Genomic DNA, 20917 nt, shown 5'->3' with positions numbered 1-20917 from the left:
TCATTTGCGCGCCTAAAACTAACAAAAGCGCACAGAATAATAGACTATTTCGTGTTATTTGTTTAATGATATAGCTAAGTTGCTTTAGTGAGACATTTCTAACGGAAATGGACGCCAAAGTAAGCTTGGCACCAAGTGCACTCATGGATATAGAGCCATAGAGCTTCAAACTATAAGAAAGAGTGCAAACCGCATGTCGCGTTGGTGAGGAGGAATGCACTACTAACGTTAAGCAATGCGTCAATTCAACGAACTCAGTTGCTGAGAAGTTCAGCTAAGTTGAGTAAAAAATAGGGAAATTTCATGCCTACAGAAAAACCTACAATTATCTACACAATCACTGATGAAGCCCCGGCGTTAGCAACCTATTCATTACTACCAATCATTCAATCGTTTACCGCATCGTCTGGCATCAACGTAGACACTCGTGATATTTCGCTAGCGGGCCGCATTATCGCTAACTTCCCAGAGCATTTAAAAGAAGAACAACGTATTGGTGATGCTCTAGCAGAACTTGGCGAGTTAGCGAAAACACCGGAAGCGAACATCATTAAGCTTCCAAACATTTCGGCTTCAATTCCTCAACTAAAAGCCGCAATCAAAGAATTGCAAGCGAAAGGGTATGCGCTTCCAAACTACCCTGAAGAACCGACCACTTACGAAGAAGAAGCAATTAAAGCGACTTACGACAAAATCAAAGGTAGTGCGGTAAACCCGGTGCTTCGTGAAGGTAACTCTGACCGTCGTGCTCCATTATCAGTTAAGAATTACGCGAAGAAAAACCCACACTCAATGGGTGCATGGTCAGCTGAGTCTCAATCTCATGTATCAAGCATGACAGGAGATGACTTCTTCGGTAGCGAAAAATCGACGACCATTACTGGTGCTACTGACGTTAAAATTGAATTCGTCGCTGCTGACGGTTCGGCAAAAGAACTTAAATCAGCATTCCCTCTGCAAGACAAAGAAGTGATCGATTGCTCAGTCATGAACAAGAAAGCGCTTGTTGAGTTCTTCGAGAAAGAAATTGCAGAAGCAAAACAGCAAGACGTCCTTCTGTCTCTTCACATGAAAGCAACCATGATGAAGGTATCGGACCCAGTTATCTTTGGCCACGCAGTTAAAGTGTACTACAAAGACGTTTTCGCAAAATACGGCAAGCTATTTGAAGAACTTGGTGTAGATGTAAACAACGGTCTTGGTGATGTTTATACTAAGATTGAATCTCTACCTGCTGAACAAAAAGCAGAAATTGAAGCAGCTATTTTAACGGTATACGAGACTCAACCAGCGCTTGCGATGGTTGACTCTGATCGTGGTATTACTAATCTCCACGTACCGAGTGACATTATCGTTGATGCTTCTATGCCAGCAATGCTTCGTGCTTCTGGCCAGATGTGGGGACCAGATGGTAAGCAAAAAGACACGAAAGCGATGATCCCAGATCGTAGCTATGCGGGTATCTACCAAGCGGTTATCGATTTCTGTAAAGAACACGGTGCATTTGACCCAACCACAATGGGCAGCGTGCCAAACGTGGGTCTAATGGCTCAGAAAGCAGAAGAATACGGCTCGCATGATAAGACATTTATCCTAGACGCTGCTGGTACTGTACGTGTTGTCGACACTTCTGGTGCGGTTCTTCTTGAGCAAACTGTCGAAGCAGGTGACATCTTCCGTATGTGTCAGGTGAAAGACGCGCCAATCCAAGATTGGGTGAAACTTGCCGTCACTCGCGCACGTGCAACAGGTGTACCAGCGGTGTTTTGGTTAGACGAAGCGCGTGCACACGATGCTGAACTGATCAAGAAAGTGAATGCATACCTTCCTGAGCACGACACTTCAGGTTTAGAGATCAAGGTTCTAGCGCCAATCGATGCATGTCAATTCTCTCTAGAGCGCATTAAAGAGGGGCTAGACACCATTTCTGTAACAGGTAACGTACTTCGTGACTACCTAACGGATCTATTCCCGATTTTGGAACTGGGTACTTCTGCGAAAATGCTGTCAATTGTTCCACTAATGAACGGCGGTGGTTTATTTGAAACTGGTGCTGGTGGCTCTGCGCCAAAACACGTCCAACAAGTTGAGAAAGAAAACCACTTGCGTTGGGATTCTCTGGGTGAGTTCCTTGCTCTAGCTGCATCATTGGAGCACCTAAGTACAGTCGCTGGTAATGCGAAAGCTCAGGTTCTGGCTGAGGCATTGGACAAAGCGACAGGTGAATTCCTAGACGAGAATAAATCACCGTCACGTAAAGTGGGTGAGTTGGATAACCGCGGCAGCCACTACTACCTTGCGACGTATTGGGCGAAAGCTTTGGCTGAACAAAGTGCAGATGCAGAACTGGCTGCTGAATTCGCACCAGTTGCTAAAGTCCTTGCAGAACAAGAAGAAGCGATTGTTGCTGAGCTGAACAACGCACAAGGTGTAAGAGGTGAACTCGGTGGTTACTACGCGCTAGATGATGCTCTTGCATCAACACTAATGCGTCCAAGTACGGCGTTGAACGGCATCATTAACAAGTAAGCATTGATTTCGCGCTATTTCGGTAGCGCGTTTGTATGTTACTTAGTTTAGTGCTCTTACAAACGTAATAAACCCGCTCATAGGCGGGTTTATTTTTCTCTTCATAACACTAGAAGGTAAAGCCAGTGTTATGAGAGCAAATGGTTTTGTCTTTCCGACAGCGCTCTAGTTATTTGGCTTGGGCTTCTATTGGAACAACGCTGCTAGCGTGTGAGCCCTTTGGACCTTTTTCAATCTCGTATGAGACTTGTTGGCCTGCTTTCAGTGTACGATAACCGTCCATTTGGATAGTTGAGTAGTGGGCAAAGATGTCTCCTTCCTCTTCATCTGAACAGATAAACCCAAATCCTTTGGCATTGTTAAACCACTTTACTGTACCTGTAGCCATGCTTTTACATCCCTCATGCATTTTTTACTGATGTTGTTACAACACCAAGCCATACCTTTAGCTTGGTCTCATTGCTAGCGTTCACTAACACACGTCGAGTTGGGCACTTCCATATTCATCAAACTGTTAGAAATCCAACAAATTCAAAATGAGGATTTATGCATCAACACTTTCCACTGTAGTCAATGAATTCTGACAGTCAATAGTCAAAGGCAACAATCGGAAACATTATTGAAAACAAATCACTTTTGAGATTAACAATTTTGCAAAGTGTTTCTGCCGCATGCGTAAGCTTTTAGTTAAAAGGACTGCAAGGTGTTGATATAGGGGGGAGGCATACTAACCAAGTTGATTACATTAGAAGATTCTACTGAATGAATAAAAAATGACGTTTTCGTGATAAATAACCGATTATCAACCATTAAATGTGATCTTCTTTCTTATCGGAGCACTAATTAATATAAGTGAAGTGAGTCGAAATTTGGTAAACACAACCGCAAAAATAAGCATGTGTTGGGATAAAAATCTTTTATTTGCGCCCCTGCCAGAGGTGCATTAGTCTCTATGTAAGGACATAAATTTTATCTATCAAAGTCCAATTAGGTGCCACATCTCACTACACCGCATGGCATGCTTATGGTAGATTGTTTTTATAGGTTAAAAACATCAACCCTTTGATACGATATCTTTGAATTGCCATGAGTAAAAATTTTGAATGGGTGACTCCAGACTCTGATCTTCTGGAGCGAGAAAGTACGAAAGTTCAGCCACCTAAGCTGTACAACGTAGTTCTAAACAATGATGACTACACACCTATGGATTTCGTCATAGAGGTACTTGAGCGATTCTTCTCGCATGATATTGATAAAGCAACGCAAATCATGCTCAAGATCCACTATGAAGGAAAGGCAATCTGTGGCACATATAGCGCAGAGATTGCTGAGACAAAAGTAGCGCAAGTGACGATGTACTCAAGGGAAAATGAGCATCCGCTACTATGTACTATGGAGCAAGCGTAATAAGAAGACTTGCTCGAGCAACCAAAGTTGTTCTTTCGGGAGGTACTTATGCTAAATAAAGAACTAGAATCAAGCCTTAACGGTGCATTCGCTCGTGCACGTGATAAACGCCACGAGTTTATGACTGTCGAACACCTCCTACTTGCATTATTGGAGAATGATGCAGCTAAGGAAGCCCTACTAGCCTGCAAAGCGGATCTTGACGCTTTGCGCAACGAACTCGATATTTTTATCGACCAAACAACGCCACTCATCCCAGAAAGTGACGAGACGCGCGAAACCCAGCCGACATTGAGCTTTCAGCGTGTACTTCAGCGCGCCGTTTTCCATGTACAGTCGTCTGGTCGTAGTGAAGTGACCGGTGCAAATGTACTTGTTGCTATCTTTAGTGAGCAAGAATCTCACGCTGCTTATCTATTGAAGAAGAACGACATCTCTCGTTTAGACATCGTTAACTTCATTTCCCACGGCATCACAAAAGCTTCGGGTTCTAATGAAGACCCATCTTCGTCTGACTCTTTTGGTTCAGAAGCGCCAGAAGAAACGAATCCAGAAGAACGATTGGAAAGCTTTGCGACTAACCTAAACCAAGTCGCGAAAGCTGGTAATATCGATCCACTCATCGGGCGAGATAAAGAGCTAGAACGTACTATTCAAGTTCTTTGTCGCCGACGTAAAAACAACCCGTTGCTAGTTGGTGAAGCAGGCGTTGGTAAAACAGCAATCGCTGAGGGTCTAGCTTGGAGAATTGTTGAAGGCCAAGTACCAGAAGTGATTCAAAACAGTGTTATCTATTCTCTAGATATCGGCTCTTTGCTTGCTGGTACAAAATATCGTGGTGATTTCGAGAAACGCTTTAAGTCAGTCTTGAAGCAGCTTGAGAAAGAAGAAGACGCGATTCTGTTTATTGATGAAATTCACACCATCATTGGTGCAGGTGCAGCTTCTGGTGGTCAAGTTGATGCAGCGAACCTAATCAAACCTCTGCTGAGTAGCGGTAAACTGCGTTGTATCGGTTCGACAACTTACCAAGAGTACAGCAACATCTTTGAAAAAGAGCGCGCGTTGTCTCGCCGTTTCCAAAAGATCGATGTCGTAGAGCCATCGCTGGACGATACGACGAAGATCCTAATTGGTTTGAAACCAAAATACGAAGCGCACCATGAAGTCCGTTACACCAATAAAGCGCTACGTGCAGCGGTTGAGTTATCGGCGAAATACATCAATGAACGTCATTTGCCAGATAAAGCGATCGACGTGATTGATGAAGCTGGTGCACGCAGCCGTTTAGCGCCGGCGAGTCGTCGTAAGAAGACGGTTGGCGTTGCAGACATCGAATCCATGGTTGCGAAGATGGCGCGTATTCCAGAGAAATCTGTGTCGTCGTCTGACAAAGACATTCTGAAGAACCTTGATGATAAGATGAAGATGCTGGTCTTTGGCCAAGACAATGCGATTGACGCACTGTCAGAGGCGATCAAGCTATCTCGTGCTGGTTTAGGCGTTGATAACAAGCCTGTTGGTTCATTCTTGTTTGCCGGTCCAACTGGGGTTGGTAAAACAGAAGTGACGGTTCAGCTTTCTAAACTATTAGGCATTGAGCTTCTTCGTTTTGATATGTCTGAGTATGGTGAACGTCATTCTGTGAGTCGTCTGATTGGTGCACCCCCAGGTTATGTTGGTTACGATCAAGGTGGTTTGCTGACTGATGCGGTGCTAAAACACCCGCACTCAGTGGTTCTGCTTGATGAAATCGAAAAAGCACACCCAGATATCTTTAATTTGCTGCTGCAAGTCATGGATAACGGTACGCTAACAGATAATAACGGTCGCAAAGCGGATTTCCGTAACGTGATCCTTGTTATGACAACCAATGCTGGTGTAGCTGAAACTGAGAAGAAATCGATCGGTCTGATCCAACAGGACCACAGTCATGACGCGATGGCGGAAATTAAGAAGGTGTTCACACCTGAATTCCGTAACCGTCTAGATAATATCATTTGGTTCAATAGCCTAGACGAAACAGTCATCCATCAAGTTGTTGATAAGTTCATTGTTGAGCTTCAAGTACAATTGGATGCTCGCGGCGTATCAATGGAAGTGTCTCAAGACGCTCGCCATTGGTTGGCGGATAGAGGTTATGACAAAGCGATGGGAGCTCGTCCTATGGGGCGTGTTATCCAAGAGCAGCTTAAGAAACCTCTGGCAAATGAACTGTTGTTTGGTTCACTTGTAGATGGCGGAACAGTGAGAGTCACGCTTGTGAAAGACGAGCTTAAGTTTGAATACCTAAGCGAGAAAGAAGCAGCACTTCACTAATTCTCTGTTGAAATCTATTTTAAAAGCGTGCGCCTAGGTGTGCGCTTTTTTGTGTCTGCAAGAATGGAGCAAGCCTGTGGAGTGTATTGAAACTCCCAAAAGTAAGCTTGGTATTGAGAGCAAAAAAACAGACAATAAAAAACGGAGCCTTGAGCTCCGTTTTTTATTGTATTCGAAAATCAGAGATTAACGAGCACGGAAGACGATGCGGCCTTTAGATAGGTCGTATGGAGTCATCTCTACAGTTACTTTATCACCAGTAAGGATACGGATGTAGTTCTTACGCATCTTGCCAGAGATATGTGCAGTCACAACGTGACCGTTTTCAAGTTCAACGCGGAACATAGTGTTTGGTAGAGTGTCAAGCACAGTGCCTTGCATCTCAATTACGTCTTCTTTAGCCATTTAATCCTCTTTAGAAATTAGGCGGTATTAGCGCGCTTATTTTGCCGCTAAACAGTAATTATGTAAAGTTGGGGCGTATTCTACCCTTGCCAACGCTGATTTACTAGCCTTTGGTGTCGTTGAAAGCGAGTTTTGTAGTTCATTGCCGGACATTCATCGATTTGATAGCCCAAATAAAGCCAATGTTTGTTCTGTTGCTGGCAAAACTCAATCTGATACAACACAGCTAACGTACCGAGAGATAAGGAAAAATCAGGGTCATAGAAGGTGTAAAAGGCGCTTGAACAATTCTCCATTATATCGGTAACTGCGACGGCGATTAATTGCCCAGAATCCGTGTATAAATGGAGAAAACCCGTCTTCAACCAAGTCGTTTGCGCAAATCTTGCGAACTCATCTTCTTTCGGTGGATACATAGTGCCATCTTTGTGACGTTTACAAATATATCGACTGTATAAATCGAACCATGCATCATCGAGCTCAGATTTCATTTCCCATTGAATGGTCTTCGCTTTGTTCAATAAACGCTTTTGGCTTTTAGAACGGATGAAATCGGGCACAGCAATCCTTATCGGCTGACAAGCATTACACTGCTCACAGTGAGGTTTGTAAATCGTGTCGCCACTGCGACGAAACCCATTGGCCATGAGTATTTGGTAGTTCTGGTCGCTGTGTAAACTAGGATCTAGCGCCACTGCAACGCGCTCTTGGCGCTCCGGTAGGTAGCTGCATGGATGATTGTTGGTCAACCCGATACGAATTTGTTGAAGATCCGTGCTCATGATTCAGCGCCTTGCAAAGTTTGTGGTTCGAACGTTTCCAAATTAATTTTCTTATCCCTTAAAGATAGTAGTTTTTGTACGAAATCGTCACGCTCTAGTTCAAAGGCTCCAAGGGATCGCAGGTGAGGGTTCATCACCTGACAATCGATTAATTGGCCTTGGTTTGACGCCAAATGTTCGCATAAATACCACAATGCAACTTTAGAAGCGTTGTCTTTGAGACTGAACATCGACTCACCACAGAAAAGTTGGCCGACGCTGATACCATACAACCCCCCGACCAATTGATCATCGTGCCATACTTCTACTGAGTGGCAGTGTCCTTGCTTGGCAAGCGCAATATAGGAAGCTTGCATCTCCGGATTGAGCCATGTTTCTTCCGCTGGACGGGTAGAAGCGCACAATTCAATTACGTGCTCGGTTGCATTGTTTAGCGTTACTTTATACTGTTGTTTACGCTGAAACTTTTTAAGGCTCTTTGATGGAGTGAAAGTTGCTGGGTCAAAAACCGCTCTCGGAGATGGACTCCACCATAAGATTGGTTCTCCAGGCCCATACCAAGGAAAGATTCCTTGATGGTAACCCGTTAGGATCCTTTGAGGATTGAGATCGCCCCCAAATGCTAACAAGCCATTTGGGTCGTGTAGGGCCTCATAGGGAGAAGGGAAGGCAAAAGAGTCATCAAGTTCAGTTAAATAAATAGCCATAAAGAAGAGTTTACCAACATCAAAGCCTATAGGAATGAAATATGAGCAGAGCAATACTTAGCGCAAAACGATGGGCATGGATCATACTGTTTTTACCATTTTTCGCCAATGCAGCATATGAAAGAAATGTCGCAAAACCAGTGAATCAAGTGGTGTATGGCAAGGTTGATTCTGTGCGATACATTACTCAACAAGAAGTTAAACAGTCGCAAAGCAACGGTTGGGAAACACTACTCGGTGCGACCATTGGTGGCTTAGTTGGTAACCAGTTTGGTGGTGGTACAGGTAAAGAAGTCGCAACCGCAGTTGGCGCGTTGGCAGGTGCGGCCGTGGTCAAAAACCGTAATAACTACGAATATACGGTTGAATATAAATTGGTTGAATTACTGGTCAAGGTAGACGGCAACAAGCTAATTAATGTGATTCAAGACGTGGACAATAGTATGTTGTTTAACCGTGGTGACGATGTGCGAATCCTATATTTTGACGACGGTGTAAGGGTCGATATCGCTTATTAAGCTGACGTTAGCATACTAATTTTTGAGCTGACTAATTATTCAAAAATTAGCATGGATTTACTCTGGTTTTGTGTTGGTTTTTTCGTTAGTCTGAATTCACGAAGAATTGTTTAGCTCTCTAATAAAATCGAAAGAGGGCACAAAGGATTATCTACTTTCAATGGAAAGCCTAACGTTACAACCTATCAACAAAATTCAAGGGGAAGTGAATCTTCCTGGATCGAAAAGCGTTTCTAACCGAGCTCTGCTTCTCGCTGCCCTTGCAAAAGGCACGACTCGTTTGACCAACCTTCTAGATAGCGATGACATTCGCCATATGTTGAATGCACTGACTAAGCTTGGTGTGCAGTACCAACTGTCTGAAGACAAAACAGAATGTGTTGTAGAAGGTCTTGGTCGTCCATTTTCAGTTTCTGAACCAGTAGAGCTATTTCTTGGTAACGCGGGGACAGCGATGCGCCCGCTTGCCGCAGCATTGTGTCTTGGACATGGTGAGTATGTTCTGACTGGTGAACCTCGTATGAAAGAGCGTCCGATCGGTCACCTAGTGACAGCCCTTCAAACGGCTGGTGCAGACGTTACTTACCTAGAAAACGAAAACTACCCACCATTGAAAATCGTCGGCACTGGTCTTAAATCTGGTTCTGTATCGATTGATGGTTCGATTTCTAGCCAATTTTTAACGGCATTTTTAATGTCAGCGCCTTTGGCTGAGGGCGAAATTCGCATCAATATTGAAGGCGAATTGGTTTCAAAGCCTTACATCGATATCACGCTGCATATCATGAAGCAGTTTGGTGTAGAAGTGATCAATAACGACTACCAAGAGTTTGTTATTCCTGCTGGTCAGCAATACATTGCGCCGGGTGACTTTTTGGTAGAAGGTGATGCATCATCGGCTTCTTATTTCTTGGCTGCAGCAGCGATAAAAGGTGGTGAGGTCAAAGTCACTGGCATTGGTAAAAACAGCATTCAAGGCGATATCCAATTCGCTGACGCACTGGAGAAAATGGGTGCTGAAATCGAGTGGGGTGAAGACTACGTCATTTCTCGTGTTGGTCAATTGAAAGGCATCGATATGGACTACAATCATATCCCAGATGCAGCAATGACAATCGCAACGACTGCATTATTCGCTGAAGGTACAACCGCGATTCGTAACGTGTACAACTGGCGCGTAAAAGAAACTGACCGTCTATCTGCAATGGCAACTGAACTTCGTAAAGTCGGTGCAGAAGTGGAAGAGGGTGAGGATTACATCATCGTTAAGCCCGTACCACAGCTTACGCATGCGGCGATTGACACCTACGATGATCACCGTATGGCGATGTGTTTTTCTCTGGTGGCGCTAAGCGATACACCTGTGACGATTAACGATCCTAAGTGTACGTCAAAGACATTCCCTGACTACTTTGATAAGTTGAAAGCACTGAGTTGTTAACTCACTTATTGAAAGAAAAAAGCCAGAGTGGATACTCTGGCTTTTTTGATGAAATTTCAAAAGCTTATTTACTAAGTGTGAACTCTTTTGAAAGATGATGCGCTAGGTATTTAAACATATTGAATACCGCAGTGGTTTTGGGGGTCGGTAGGCCTTTATCGTCTAGAAAATACTCACCTTTAAACACCAAAACATCGTCTTTTTCTTCTACGCTTGTGGCACGCATTCCTTCGATAAAATCCTCGTGCTCTTGGATGATTTGGTTTGCGATCAACAGGAGGTCGAATTTTTCAATGTGTTTTCTATCAGACATAGCGTTCTCGTCATTCAATGAAACTTAATTGGCCGCAGTATACCTACAATTGCCGTGGCTTTGCAGAGGTAAATTTGTGATTACGTGTTTGCTACAAAGCACACATTAATATAGAAGAAAAACCGCAAAGCATTCTCATATGCTAATGATGCTTATTTCGCTGTCATGATCTAAGGTTACGTTCTGATAGCGAAAGAAAAAATATTTTGTGATGAGAGACAAAATTTATTGAATTCGACTAGCGGGCAGAAACTTTGCCTGCTTAGTATATGCCGCTCAAGACCTTTTGCAGAACCCTGCCTTGTTAAAGTATAAAGGCGATGAATTGTCAACCAATCGGATCTGAATTTCAAAAAAGCAGTTGATCTTCTTTTCATCTCGCACAATAGTAAAAAAAGAAGCAATGAAATAGAACATTATGCGGGTAGGCTCTTTTTGGAGTTTTCACCCGCATTATTATGAAGGACGTTAGAGTCAGTTATGGGTAAATCGCTCGTTATAGTGGAGTCACCAGCCAAGGCTAAGACGATAAACAAATACCTTGGTAAAGACTTTATTGTTAAGTCTAGTGTTGGTCACGTGCGTGATCTGCCTACGGCCGGTCAAAGCACTGGTGAGAAAAAAGCCGCGGCAATTTCTACGAAAGGAATGAGCCCGGAAGAAAAAGCGCGTGTCAAAAAAGAAAAAGACCGTAAAGCTCTGATCAAGAAAATGGGGATTAACCCATATCATGACTGGGAAGCGAACTATCAAATCCTTCCGGGTAAAGAAAAAGTCGTTAGTGAACTGCAAAAACTAGCCAAAGATGCTGATCACGTCTATCTCGCAACCGATTTGGACCGCGAAGGAGAAGCTATCGCATGGCACCTTCGTGAGATCATCGGTGGCGATGAAGAGCGATACAAACGTGTAGTTTTTAACGAGATTACAAAGAATGCTATCCAACAAGCTTTCCAGACTCCTGGTGAATTGAATATGGATGGCGTGAACGCGCAGCAAGCACGTCGTTTCATGGACCGCGTAGTAGGTTTCATGGTTTCTCCATTGCTATGGAAGAAAGTGGCGCGTGGTTTGTCTGCGGGCCGAGTGCAGTCAGTGGCTGTTAAGCTATTGGTTGAACGTGAGCGCGAGATTAACGCATTTATTCCAGAAGAGTTCTGGGATATTCACGCAAACACTCATACCAAAGATAAGACAGCATTTAAGTTGCTTGTGGCGCAAAAAGAAGGCACCGCATTTAAGCCTGTGAATGAGGCTGAAACTAAAGCTGCGATGTCTGTACTTGAAAACGCAAGCTACGAAGTGTGTAGGCGTGAAGACCGCCCGACGAAGAGCAAACCGTCTGCGCCTTACATTACGTCGACATTACAGCAAGCGGCAAGTACACGTCTTGGCTACGGTGTGAAGAAAACCATGATGCTCGCTCAGCGTTTGTATGAAGCGGGTTACATCACTTATATGCGTACCGACTCGACAAACCTGAGTTCAGAGGCGGTGGATGCGGTTCGTGGATTTATCGGTTCAGAATTTGGTGACAAATACCTTCCAGCTAAACCATTAACTTATGGCAGCAAAGAAGGTGCACAAGAAGCGCACGAAGCGATTCGTCCTTCCGATGTTGCGGTGAAAGCAGAAGACCTACAAGGTGTTGATGCAGATGCGCATAAACTGTACTCGTTGATCTGGAACCAATTCGTTGCCTGTCAAATGACACCAGCAGAATACGATTCGACGACCATCAGCGTAAAAGCAGCGGAATACACGCTAAAAGCGAAAGGCCGTATTCTGAAGTTCGATGGTTGGACTCGTGTTCAGCGTCCAATGGGCAAAAATGAAGACACGATTCTTCCTGCGGTCCAATTGGGTGATAAGCTAAACCTTGAGTCTCTTGACCCGAAACAACACTTCACAAAGCCACCTGCGCGCTTTACTGAAGCTGCTCTAGTTAAAGAGTTAGAGAAACGTGGCATTGGCCGACCTTCAACCTACGCGTCAATCATTTCTACGATTCAAGATCGTGGTTACGTAAAAGTTGAACAACGCCGCTTCTACGCAGAGAAGATGGGTGAGATCGTTACAGACCGCCTAGATGATAGCTTCAACGATCTAATGAACTACGACTTCACTGCACGTATGGAGCAAAAGCTTGACCAAATCGCAGAAGGTGAGGTGAAGTGGAAATCGGTTCTTGATAACTTTTTCACTGACTTTACTGGTGACCTAGAACAAGCAGAGCAAGACGAAACTGAAGGTGGCATGAAGCTGAATCACATTGTGATGACAGATATTGAGTGTCCGACATGTAGCCGTCCAATGGGTATTCGTACCGCTTCAACGGGTGTATTCCTTGGTTGTTCTGGTTATGCATTGCCACCGAAAGAACGTTGTAAAACAACGATCAACTTGGGTGATGAAGACGGCATCATCAATGTTCTTGAAGAGGACGTTGAAACAGCGGCACTGCGTGCTAAAAAGCGTTGTCCTATCTGTGAAACAGCGATGGATGCGTATCTAATCGACGATAAGCGCAAGATGCATGTTTGTGGTAATAACCCGAACTGTGAAGGCTACATCGTTGAACACGGCGAGTTTAAGGTGAAAGGCTACGATGGCCCAGTTGTCGAGTGTGACAAGTGTGGCTCTGACATGGTGCTTAAGAACGGTCGTTTCGGTAAATACATGGATTGTACGAGTGAAACGTGTAAGAACACTCGTAAAATTCTGAAAAATGGCGAAGTTGCGCCACCGAAAGAAGACCCAGTTCATTTCCCTGAACTGCCATGCGAAAACTCGGATGCGTACTTTGTTTTGCGTGATGGTGCTTCTGGCTTATTCATGGCAGCAAGTAATTTCCCTAAATCGCGTGAGACTCGTGCACCGTTAGTGTCAGAACTAGCACGCTTTGAAGAGCGTTTGCCTGAGAAGTTCAAGTACCTAACGACTGCGCCAGTTGCTGACCCTGATGGTCGTCCGACAGTGGTTCGATTTAGCCGTAAGAGCAAAGAGAACTATGTGCGAACGGAAGACGATGGCAAACCAAGTGGCTGGACTGCACTTTACATTGACGGTAAATGGGAAATCACCGACAAACGTAAAAAAGCCAAAGCATAATTAATGGTTCAAATGAAATAAGGCAGCGAATTCGCTGCCTTATTTTTTTCGTAAATTCCTACTGTTTTATAAGTTATATCAATACGACTCACTTCAACTCCCTGCATTTTTATTTTCATCTTCCGGTCATAGTTTCATCGTATCCTGTCGCAAAACTGCACTTGTGTAGTCAATCGGTTTGTAAATTGTTTTCACAATGTAATCGTTTGCGTCCCGTTGTGTGATCAAGATATCGTCTTGAGTAAGTAACATCTGTATGTCACACAGAATGGCGTATTTAAAATTGTAATTTAGTTCCAGTTCGATAACTTATTACACAAATAATGCAACTGTATGCTGCTATTTGGTGCTGAGAATAAAAAATAAATAAGGTGCCTGCATAGAGGATGTGCAATAGCTTTTTTTGTTTATACCGCGAGAGCTCAGAGAAGCCCATCGGTATGGATGTACTAACGTGTTCGCTTGACTCCCCGAGTCCTGCTCACCTCAAACGAACACTAATTCCAAGCTATAACTATATATGGAGAACAACGAATGGCTGGTGTTTTGGGAATGATTCTTGCTGGCGGTGAAGGCTCTCGTCTGAGACCTTTAACGGAATCCCGCAGTAAACCTTCGGTCCCTTTCGGCGGAAGTTACCGACTTATTGATTTCGCTTTGAACAACTTCGTGAATGCGGATCTGATGCGCATTTATGTCCTCACTCAATTTAAGTCTCAATCTTTGTTCCATCATATGAAGAAGGGTTGGAACATCAACGGTATTACCGATCGATTCATCGACCCAATCCCAGCACAAATGCGTACGGGTAAGCGTTGGTATGAAGGTACGGCGGATGCTATCTATCAAAACCTACGTTTTATGGAGCTTGCTGAGCCTGACCAAGTTTGTATTTTTGGTTCTGATCACATCTATAAAATGGACATCAAACAGATGTTGAACTTCCACAAAGAAAAAGAGGCATCGTTGACCGTTTCAGCATTACGTATGCCTTTGTGTGAAGCATCGCAATTTGGTGTTATTGAAGTGGATGCCGAAGGTCGTATGGTCGGTTTTGAAGAGAAACCAGCACAACCTAAATCAATCCCGGGCGATCCAGAACATGCACTCGTTTCCATGGGCAACTACGTATTTGAAGCCCAAGCACTATTTTCTGAGCTGATTGAAGATGCGGATAATGAAGCGTCTTCACACGACTTTGGTAAAGACATCATTCCTAAGATGTTCCCACGTGGCGACGTGTTTGTTTATGACTTCAGCACAAACCGTATTACTGGTGAAAAAGAAGAAGTTTACTGGCGTGATGTCGGTACTATTGACGCGTACTGGCAAGCTCACATGGATTTGTTGGAAAAAGACGCCCCGTTTTCTCTCTACAACCGCAAATGGCCACTGCACACTTACTACCCACCATTGCCGCCTGCAACGTTTACCGACTCAGTTAATGGCCGAGTTCAAATCATCGACAGCTTAGTATGTAACGGGAGTTATGTGCGAGGCTCAAGAATTGAAAAATCGGTACTGGGTTTCCGCAGCAACATCGCTTCTGCGTGTGACATCAGCCAAAGTATTTTACTTGGTGATGTGAAGGTCGGTGAAGGATGTGTACTTCGTCGCGTGATTGTAGACAAGGATGCCGACATTGCACCTGGTACGCAAATTGGTGTAAATCTACAAGAAGATAAAAAGCACTACCACGTGTCAGAAGATGGCATTGTTGTGATTCCAAAAGGAGCAAGAGTTGGCTACTAACAATTTGTCTGTACTGTTTGTAGCGTCTGAAGTCGAAGGACTGATAAAGAGTGGTGGCTTGGCTGATGTAGCCAAGGCACTGCCAGAAGCCCTTCAAAACCTTCAGCAGGATGTACGAATTACAATTCCAGCTTACACAGCTATCGAGCGACTAGCGGAAGCCGAGTTGGAATTAGATACCGAGTTAGCGCACTGGCCGTATACGGCATACAAAGTGTTGAAGCTAAACCTTGGTGATAATCCGGTCTATTTGATTGATTGCCCTCCGTATTTCAATCGTCCGTCAATGTACGCTGAAAATAACCAAGCTTACACGGATAACGGTGAGCGCTTCGCGTTTTTTAGTGCAGCGTGTCTAGATATGTTGCCAAAACTTGGTTTTCAACCAGATATTGTGCATGCCAACGATTGGCATACTGGTTTAGTCCCATTTTTGCTTAAACATCGTTATGGTAATGAAGCATTTTTTGCCAAGACTCGCAGTGTAATTTCCATTCACAACGCAGTCTTTAAAGGGGTATTTAGCTACGATGACGTCCAGTGTTTACCTGAATTTCACAGTCGAAATGTTCCTGATGCCGCGGTAAGCGCAACGCACATCACGATGCTCAAAGCAGGGGTGATGAACGCGGATAAAATCAATGCGGTAAGCCCCACCTACGCTGAAGAGCTTAAAACAGAACTTGGCAGCCATGGTATGGCGTGGGAATTCCAGCAACGCGCAGGTGATCTTGTTGGGATTTTAAATGGTTGCGATTACGGAACATGGAACCCTGAAACCGATTCTAATCTTCCGTTAAATTACAAAGCGAACCGTCAAAGCATGGTCCGTGGCAAAAATGCATGTAAAAAAGCGCTACAGCAAAGGCTGGGGATTGAAGAATCAGACAACGCCATGTTCGGTATGGTGTGTCGTCTAACGCAACAGAAAGGTGTGCATTACCTGCTGCCTGCATTAGCTGATTTCCTTAAGCATAATGTTCAACTCGTCGTTGTTGGCACTGGTGATCCTGTTCTTGCTGCACAGTTAAGAGACGTAGCCGCACAATTTGCGAGTAAGTTTGTTTTTGTAGAGGCTTACGATAACGAGCTAGCACATTTGGTTGAGGCAGGCTCGGATTTCTTCTTAATGCCTTCTGAATTTGAGCCGTGTGGTTTGAACCAAATCTACAGCATGGCCTATGGCACTTTGCCAATCGTTCGTGGGGTAGGTGGCTTGAAAGACAGCGTGAATGACTACGATGTGGATCCAGCTGATGCAACGGGCTTCGTTTTCTATGAGCCAACACCGCAAGGTCTATTACTGACAATGTTGAGAGCACTTCTTCTTTACGCACAAAATGTGACAGAAGTGAGACGTGTACAACTTCATGCTATGCAAAAAGACTTTTGTTGGCGAAAAGCTGCAGAAGAGTATTTGCAACTGTATAGGGCTGCGTTAAATTGACGCAAAATCTTTAAAAAGTGTAACGAAAGGCACCGAATTAGGTGCCTTTATTACTTTGCTCTTATGGAGTGTGGTAGGATTTACCCACACTTTTTCATACAGAATGCTTTTCAAACTGATAAATGACTCAGCCACTTCTATTCCATAAAACCTATTTACACCCTACCAGCAATGAGTGGGTCGTTTTCGTGCATGGTGCTGGTGGCAGTTCTTCAATATGGTTTAAACAATTAAAGGCCTATAAAGAGCACTTTAATTTGGTCTTAATCGATCTCCGTGGACACGGCAAGTCAAACCAGTTGATCAAAGAACTGATGACAAGTCGTTATACCTTTACTGAGGTGACACAGGACATTTTAAAGGTTCTGGATCATTTGAAGATCCAATCCGCACACTTTGTTGGTATGTCTTTGGGTACAATTATTGTGCGTAACCTTGCCGAAATGGCAACAGAGCGTGTGAGTTCTATGGTGCTTGGTGGGGCGGTAACGCGCTTAAACACTCGCTCTCAGATCTTAGTTAAACTCGGTAATCTTGGAAAGCACATCCTCCCTTATATGTGGTTGTATAAGCTCTTTGCTTACATCGTGATGCCACAAAAAAATCAACGCGAATCTCGTCACTTGTTTATTCGTGAAGCAAAGAAGTTATGCCAAAAAGAGTTTAAGCGTTGGTTCACACTGGCGGCGGATGTAAATCCGTTAATGAAGTATTTTAAAGATAAAGAGTTGCCTATTCCGACGCTGTACCTAATGGGGGATAGAGACTACATGTTCATTAAGCCAGTAAAAGAAATGGTTGCAGTGCATAAGCTAAGCTCATTACGTGAAATTCCAAATTGTGGCCACGTGTGCAACGTAGAACGTCCAGAAGATTTCAATCAACACTCTATTGAGTTTATTAAGCAGCAAAGTCTAGCGGCTTAATAGATTTGAGAACCGATCTAAAAAGATAGGGGAGCCATCATAGCTCCCCTATTTGATATCCACATTGCCAACAAGCACCAAACTGTCCCTCATTCTTCTCTGCACATTGCGGACATTGCCAGTCTTGGTAAGTAAGCTCTGTTTGTTGTCGATAGTCTTCGACAATCGCAGACGCCTTCAACTGCTGTTCTGGATGTAAAAGCCAAACATAGGGGTCTGTATCATCGCTGAAGGGCAACTCTCCCTTCAACCCAAACATACCTTCGCCTCTTACTTCACAGTGAATCTGTTCGGTTTTGAGGAGCTCACAAACGATATGAGCTTCCGCAGGGTTTTTAGCGATGAAGATTTTCATTAGGCATTTCCATTTTGAACTTGAGCAGGGCGGACCTTATTCATAACCCATTTAGCGATAATAGGGAACAAACCAAGCAGAGCAAATGATGCTAATACGGTTGGTGACACAATTCCTGAAAGACTGTCGATAGTGGCTAGTTGAGTGCCCGCATTTAAGTAAACGGCAGTACCTGGCAGCATGCCGATTTGGCTTGTTAAATAGAAGCGGCTGATAGACATCGGTGTTAACCCCATTAAGAGGTTAATCAAGAAAAATGGGAATACTGGGATCAAACGCAGTGAAAACAAATAAAACGCTCCGTCTTTTTCTACACCTTGGTTAATGGCATTTAACTTATTACCAAATTTACTTTGTACCCATTCACGTAATAAGTAGCGGCTGCTTAAGAAAGCAATTGTTGCGCCGATGGTGCTAGCAAAAGACACCAATAATAAACTGGTCCAAAAACCAAATAGGGCGGCGCCGAGCAGAGTAACAACGGCGGCTCCTGGAATAGAGAAAGCGGTGATTGCGATGTAAGCCAAGAAGTAGGTCGCCGCAGCAAACACAAAGTTTTGGTCAATGAACGTATTTAGTGCTGCTTGTTGTGCTTTGGCATTTTCTAAGGTGAGATACTGGCCAAAATTCACTCCTAAAAAGAGGATGGTTGCGAGCAGGATCAGTCCTAAAATCAGTTTCTTATTCATCGTAATTACTCCATTTGGCTTCTTAAATAATAAGACAGAATAAGAGAAGAAAAAATTTCAAAAAAAACCGCAGTATGAAAACTGCGGTTTTTACTCAATGTCATGCTGATAGTGCGCGTTAAGACAATGCGCTCATCAGTTCTTCTCGGCGAGACTGAGGGACGACGCTCCAATGGGTGCCGTTGATTGCACCTTCTAACGCCCACAACAACTCAAGGCTTACCGTAGAGGCATGCGTATCTTGGATTGCTTTGTATGCGCTTAAGGCACCTTCTTCTTCTAATTGCTCGACAGAGTCGATGCCTGCTTTCTTCAACATACGTTCAGTTGCTAGGCGTAGATTTGGAAGGTCTTTCAATCGATTAGGCTTGGTGCTCGCTTGCTGTTTTTTTTCTTGCTTAGCAGTCTCAAGAGATTGCTTTGCAACATCAATCAAGCGATCCGTTGAATCCCATAGATCATCAGAAATAGCATAGTATTTCGTGACCACTGGGAAACCACGTTTCTTGTAGACGTACGGTTTTAGTCCTTGAGTCTCGAAGTCAGATGAAGTTTGTTGGTCTGCTCGAATATGAAGTTGATTGTTTACAACTAGTGCGAACATCGTTTCATCGGCGAAAAGCCCGAAGCCACCAAACATTGAGCGCGACTTGATAGTACCAAGTGCCTCAAACAGCTTCATTGAGTCTTTGAGTATCGGTTTATCCATGATGTGTTATCTCGGTGTAATTAATATTACGCCACCAAAAATCAGGTCCGAGAGATTAGCAAATGCATGCAGACACAATGTCATTAAAGGGTAAACTCACTTAATGCATATTTGCCATCGGTAACCCCGCTACCTTCCATCTAATAAGATGGTTCAGGCCGGAGGCTTTGCGTCCCACCCTTTCGAATGGTTTGCCCTGTGCGTGACACTTTGAGAATACTTCGTATATTGAATTAACATCACGTTTCAAACATGAAAGTGTGATCTTGGTTCAGTTAATAGTGATTTTTTGATGTGTTTGGTTTCATATTTGGGAACGGTCCCTTGTCATACAAAAGGTTGATATAGGAAATGGACTACGCCCAATTAAAACAGCAACTTATCTAAATTAGGGGAGGTATTTATATTCTGAAATGTTTTTGGAATGTTATTTTTAGGCAATAAAAAAGCGCCCTTACGAGCGCTTTATAAAACTTCGATGCCGCTTACTTCAGTTTCTTAACTGTGTTGCGAACAACAATTTCTGGCTGCATTTCGAAAATGCGTTTTTCATGTTCTTTGTCTTTGATGCGTTCTAGCAAAATTTCAAACGCATTCTTACCAACACGACGTTTTGGCTGGTGGATAGTCGTTAGCGGTGGCGAGAAGTACTCTGCTAGCTCGATGTTGTCGTAACCAATGACAGAGATATCTTCTGGTACTTTGATGCCGTTTTGCTGCAAGCGACTCATCAAACCAAGCGCCATGGTATCGTTAAAACAGAAAACGGCAGTCGGGCGTTTGTCCATTGCTGTGATGTTGTCAGCAGCAAGTACGGCAGTATCACACTCAAAGTTACCTTCAAGTACCCAATCTTCATTTACTGCTAAGTTTGCTTCTGCCATTGCGCGGCGGTAACCTGCAATGCGTTCTTGGCACGCGGCTTTTTCGAAGTGACCGCTCAAACAAGCAATATCAGTGTGACCATTGTCGATCAGATATTTTGTTGCGATGTAGCCACCTTCTTCAGAGTTATCAATGATCTTGTCAGCTTGCGAACTCTCTGGACCCCAGTCCATCACCACTTTCGGGATATCTGAATGACGGTCAAGCATCTCTTTTAGCTCTTCCGTTAAGTCAGAACACATCACTAAAATGCCATCTACACGTTTCTCCGCTAGCATGCGAATGTAGTCACGTTGCTTTTCGTAGATACCGCCAGTATTACATAGGATCAGCGTGTAACCTTGACGGTAACAATAGCTCTCAACGCCGTCGATAACTTCTGAGAAGAAAAGGTTAGTCGATTGCGTTACCAACATACCGATAGTGCGAGTTGAGTTACACTTCAAGCTACGTGCAACTGCACTTGGTGCGTAATTTAGTTCATCAACCGCTTTCATTACTTTTTCTTGGGTTGCTTCAGCAACAAAACGCGTTTTGTTGATTACGTGCGAAACTGTTGTGGTAGAAACGCCGGCTAAGCGAGCAACGTCTTTTATAGTGGCCATAAATGATGTCCTGTATC

Annotated in this window: 18 protein-coding genes and 1 riboswitch; of the genes, 9 read left to right on the top strand and 9 right to left on the bottom strand. The window is 43.9% G+C overall.

Annotated features, from left to right (window positions below):
* The first annotated feature begins 303 nt into the window (after positions 1-303).
* Entirely contained in the window at positions 304-2529 is a 2226-nt protein-coding gene (locus tag ITG12_RS05920; protein ID WP_248873830.1) for an NADP-dependent isocitrate dehydrogenase, read from the top strand.
* Between the two features lie 169 nt (positions 2530-2698).
* On the opposite strand, the gene cspD is transcribed toward ITG12_RS05920, so the two are convergent.
* A complete protein-coding gene (gene cspD / locus ITG12_RS05915) occupies positions 2699-2917 on the bottom strand; it encodes a cold shock domain-containing protein CspD (protein ID WP_038866741.1) in 219 nt (72 codons plus the stop codon).
* 698 nt (positions 2918-3615) lie between these two features.
* On the opposite strand from cspD, the gene clpS reads away from it, so the two are divergent.
* Both clpS and clpA read left to right on the top strand, forming a co-directional pair.
* Positions 3616-3936 (top strand): ATP-dependent Clp protease adapter ClpS, encoded by a 321-nt coding sequence (gene clpS, locus ITG12_RS05910; protein ID WP_005427554.1) that lies wholly within the window; start codon positions 3616-3618, stop codon positions 3934-3936.
* A 48-nt stretch (positions 3937-3984) separates the two neighbouring features.
* A complete protein-coding gene (clpA, locus tag ITG12_RS05905) occupies positions 3985-6255 on the top strand; it encodes an ATP-dependent Clp protease ATP-binding subunit ClpA (RefSeq protein ID WP_038866743.1) in 2271 nt (756 codons plus the stop codon).
* Positions 6256-6441: 186 nt separating this feature from the next.
* Here the strand turns inward: clpA and infA are convergent, their stop codons facing one another.
* From infA to aat, 3 genes are all read right to left on the bottom strand, one after another.
* Positions 6442-6660 carry a translation initiation factor IF-1 gene (infA, locus tag ITG12_RS05900; protein ID WP_001040192.1) on the bottom strand — a complete coding sequence of 73 codons (219 nt, stop codon included), beginning with the start codon at positions 6658-6660 and terminating at the stop codon, positions 6442-6444.
* 80 nt (positions 6661-6740) lie between these two features.
* Complete coding sequence (locus tag ITG12_RS05895) at positions 6741-7442, bottom strand: arginyltransferase (protein ID WP_038875949.1); 702 nt, start codon at positions 7440-7442, stop codon at positions 6741-6743.
* Positions 7439-8149, bottom strand: coding sequence for a leucyl/phenylalanyl-tRNA--protein transferase (gene aat, locus ITG12_RS05890; protein WP_038875951.1), 711 nt, complete (start codon positions 8147-8149; stop codon positions 7439-7441). Before aat ends, ITG12_RS05895 begins: the two co-directional genes overlap by 4 nt.
* Before the next feature lie 41 nt (positions 8150-8190).
* On the opposite strand from aat, the gene ITG12_RS05885 reads away from it, so the two are divergent.
* Together ITG12_RS05885 and aroA are read left to right on the top strand one after the other, a co-directional pair.
* Complete coding sequence (locus ITG12_RS05885; RefSeq protein ID WP_038866750.1) at positions 8191-8667, top strand: glycine zipper 2TM domain-containing protein; 477 nt, start codon at positions 8191-8193, stop codon at positions 8665-8667.
* A 160-nt stretch (positions 8668-8827) separates the two neighbouring features.
* Positions 8828-10108: a 3-phosphoshikimate 1-carboxyvinyltransferase gene (aroA, locus tag ITG12_RS05880; protein ID WP_104027056.1), complete on the top strand. Its 1281-nt coding sequence runs from the start codon at positions 8828-8830 to the stop codon at positions 10106-10108.
* 64 nt (positions 10109-10172) lie between these two features.
* Here aroA and ITG12_RS05875 read toward each other — a convergent pair whose 3' ends face one another.
* Positions 10173-10421, bottom strand: a complete 249-nt coding sequence (locus ITG12_RS05875; protein ID WP_038866754.1) for a YciN family protein — start codon at positions 10419-10421, stop codon at positions 10173-10175.
* A gap of 480 nt (positions 10422-10901) precedes the next feature.
* Between ITG12_RS05875 and topA the strand changes: the two genes are divergently transcribed.
* The 4 genes from topA to ITG12_RS05855 all read left to right on the top strand — a co-directional run bounded on the left by topA (position 10902) and on the right by ITG12_RS05855 (position 17657).
* A complete protein-coding gene (gene topA, locus ITG12_RS05870; RefSeq protein ID WP_248873829.1) occupies positions 10902-13532 on the top strand; it encodes a type I DNA topoisomerase in 2631 nt (876 codons plus the stop codon).
* 534 nt (positions 13533-14066) lie between these two features.
* Positions 14067-15284, top strand: coding sequence for a glucose-1-phosphate adenylyltransferase (glgC, locus tag ITG12_RS05865; RefSeq protein ID WP_038866756.1), 1218 nt, complete (start codon positions 14067-14069; stop codon positions 15282-15284).
* Positions 15274-16731 carry a glycogen synthase GlgA gene (gene glgA / locus ITG12_RS05860; protein WP_038875955.1) on the top strand — a complete coding sequence of 486 codons (1458 nt, stop codon included), beginning with the start codon at positions 15274-15276 and terminating at the stop codon, positions 16729-16731. The genes glgC and glgA overlap by 11 nt, the downstream gene beginning before the upstream one ends.
* A gap of 122 nt (positions 16732-16853) precedes the next feature.
* Positions 16854-17657 carry an alpha/beta hydrolase gene (locus ITG12_RS05855; RefSeq protein ID WP_038866759.1) on the top strand — a complete coding sequence of 268 codons (804 nt, stop codon included), beginning with the start codon at positions 16854-16856 and terminating at the stop codon, positions 17655-17657.
* Positions 17658-17694: 37 nt separating this feature from the next.
* Here the strand turns inward: ITG12_RS05855 and ITG12_RS05850 are convergent, their stop codons facing one another.
* The 4 genes from ITG12_RS05850 to purR all read right to left on the bottom strand — a co-directional run bounded on the left by ITG12_RS05850 (position 17695) and on the right by purR (position 20900).
* Positions 17695-18012, bottom strand: a complete 318-nt coding sequence (locus tag ITG12_RS05850) for a DUF2007 domain-containing protein (RefSeq protein WP_038866760.1) — start codon at positions 18010-18012, stop codon at positions 17695-17697.
* Positions 18012-18701 (bottom strand): TVP38/TMEM64 family protein, encoded by a 690-nt coding sequence (locus tag ITG12_RS05845; protein WP_038866761.1) that lies wholly within the window; start codon positions 18699-18701, stop codon positions 18012-18014. Before ITG12_RS05845 ends, ITG12_RS05850 begins: the two co-directional genes overlap by 1 nt.
* Before the next feature lie 118 nt (positions 18702-18819).
* The gene (locus ITG12_RS05840) at positions 18820-19410 is read right to left on the bottom strand and encodes a TfoX/Sxy family DNA transformation protein (RefSeq protein ID WP_038866763.1); all 591 of its coding nucleotides are present in this window, start codon (positions 19408-19410) and stop codon (positions 18820-18822) included.
* A 116-nt stretch (positions 19411-19526) separates the two neighbouring features.
* Positions 19527-19616, bottom strand: a riboswitch (cyclic di-GMP riboswitch).
* 279 nt (positions 19617-19895) lie between these two features.
* The gene (gene purR, locus ITG12_RS05835; RefSeq protein WP_248873828.1) at positions 19896-20900 is read right to left on the bottom strand and encodes an HTH-type transcriptional repressor PurR; all 1005 of its coding nucleotides are present in this window, start codon (positions 20898-20900) and stop codon (positions 19896-19898) included.
* Between the last annotated feature and the right edge of the window lie 17 nt (positions 20901-20917).

Source organism: Vibrio sp. ED002 (assembly GCF_023277445.1).
GTDB lineage: Bacteria > Pseudomonadota > Gammaproteobacteria > Enterobacterales > Vibrionaceae > Vibrio > Vibrio jasicida.
The sequence above is the reverse complement of the archived record's forward strand: the minus strand, read 5'-3'. Positions and strand labels throughout refer to the sequence as shown.

Coding starts and splice junctions, on each gene's coding strand:
- infA (WP_001040192.1), bottom strand. CDS start 6,660: ATGGCTAAAGAAGACGTAATTGAGATGCAAGGCACTGTGCTTGACACT.
- ITG12_RS05885 (WP_038866750.1), top strand. CDS start 8,191: ATGAGCAGAGCAATACTTAGCGCAAAACGATGGGCATGGATCATACTG.
- ITG12_RS05920 (WP_248873830.1), top strand. CDS start 304: ATGCCTACAGAAAAACCTACAATTATCTACACAATCACTGATGAAGCC.
- ITG12_RS05875 (WP_038866754.1), bottom strand. CDS start 10,421: ATGTCTGATAGAAAACACATTGAAAAATTCGACCTCCTGTTGATCGCA.
- cspD (WP_038866741.1), bottom strand. CDS start 2,917: ATGGCTACAGGTACAGTAAAGTGGTTTAACAATGCCAAAGGATTTGGG.
- clpS (WP_005427554.1), top strand. CDS start 3,616: ATGAGTAAAAATTTTGAATGGGTGACTCCAGACTCTGATCTTCTGGAG.
- topA (WP_248873829.1), top strand. CDS start 10,902: ATGGGTAAATCGCTCGTTATAGTGGAGTCACCAGCCAAGGCTAAGACG.
- glgC (WP_038866756.1), top strand. CDS start 14,067: ATGGCTGGTGTTTTGGGAATGATTCTTGCTGGCGGTGAAGGCTCTCGT.
- ITG12_RS05840 (WP_038866763.1), bottom strand. CDS start 19,410: ATGGATAAACCGATACTCAAAGACTCAATGAAGCTGTTTGAGGCACTT.
- ITG12_RS05855 (WP_038866759.1), top strand. CDS start 16,854: ATGACTCAGCCACTTCTATTCCATAAAACCTATTTACACCCTACCAGC.
- clpA (WP_038866743.1), top strand. CDS start 3,985: ATGCTAAATAAAGAACTAGAATCAAGCCTTAACGGTGCATTCGCTCGT.
- ITG12_RS05845 (WP_038866761.1), bottom strand. CDS start 18,701: ATGAATAAGAAACTGATTTTAGGACTGATCCTGCTCGCAACCATCCTC.
- purR (WP_248873828.1), bottom strand. CDS start 20,900: ATGGCCACTATAAAAGACGTTGCTCGCTTAGCCGGCGTTTCTACCACA.
- ITG12_RS05895 (WP_038875949.1), bottom strand. CDS start 7,442: ATGAGCACGGATCTTCAACAAATTCGTATCGGGTTGACCAACAATCAT.
- aroA (WP_104027056.1), top strand. CDS start 8,828: ATGGAAAGCCTAACGTTACAACCTATCAACAAAATTCAAGGGGAAGTG.
- aat (WP_038875951.1), bottom strand. CDS start 8,149: ATGGCTATTTATTTAACTGAACTTGATGACTCTTTTGCCTTCCCTTCT.
- ITG12_RS05850 (WP_038866760.1), bottom strand. CDS start 18,012: ATGAAAATCTTCATCGCTAAAAACCCTGCGGAAGCTCATATCGTTTGT.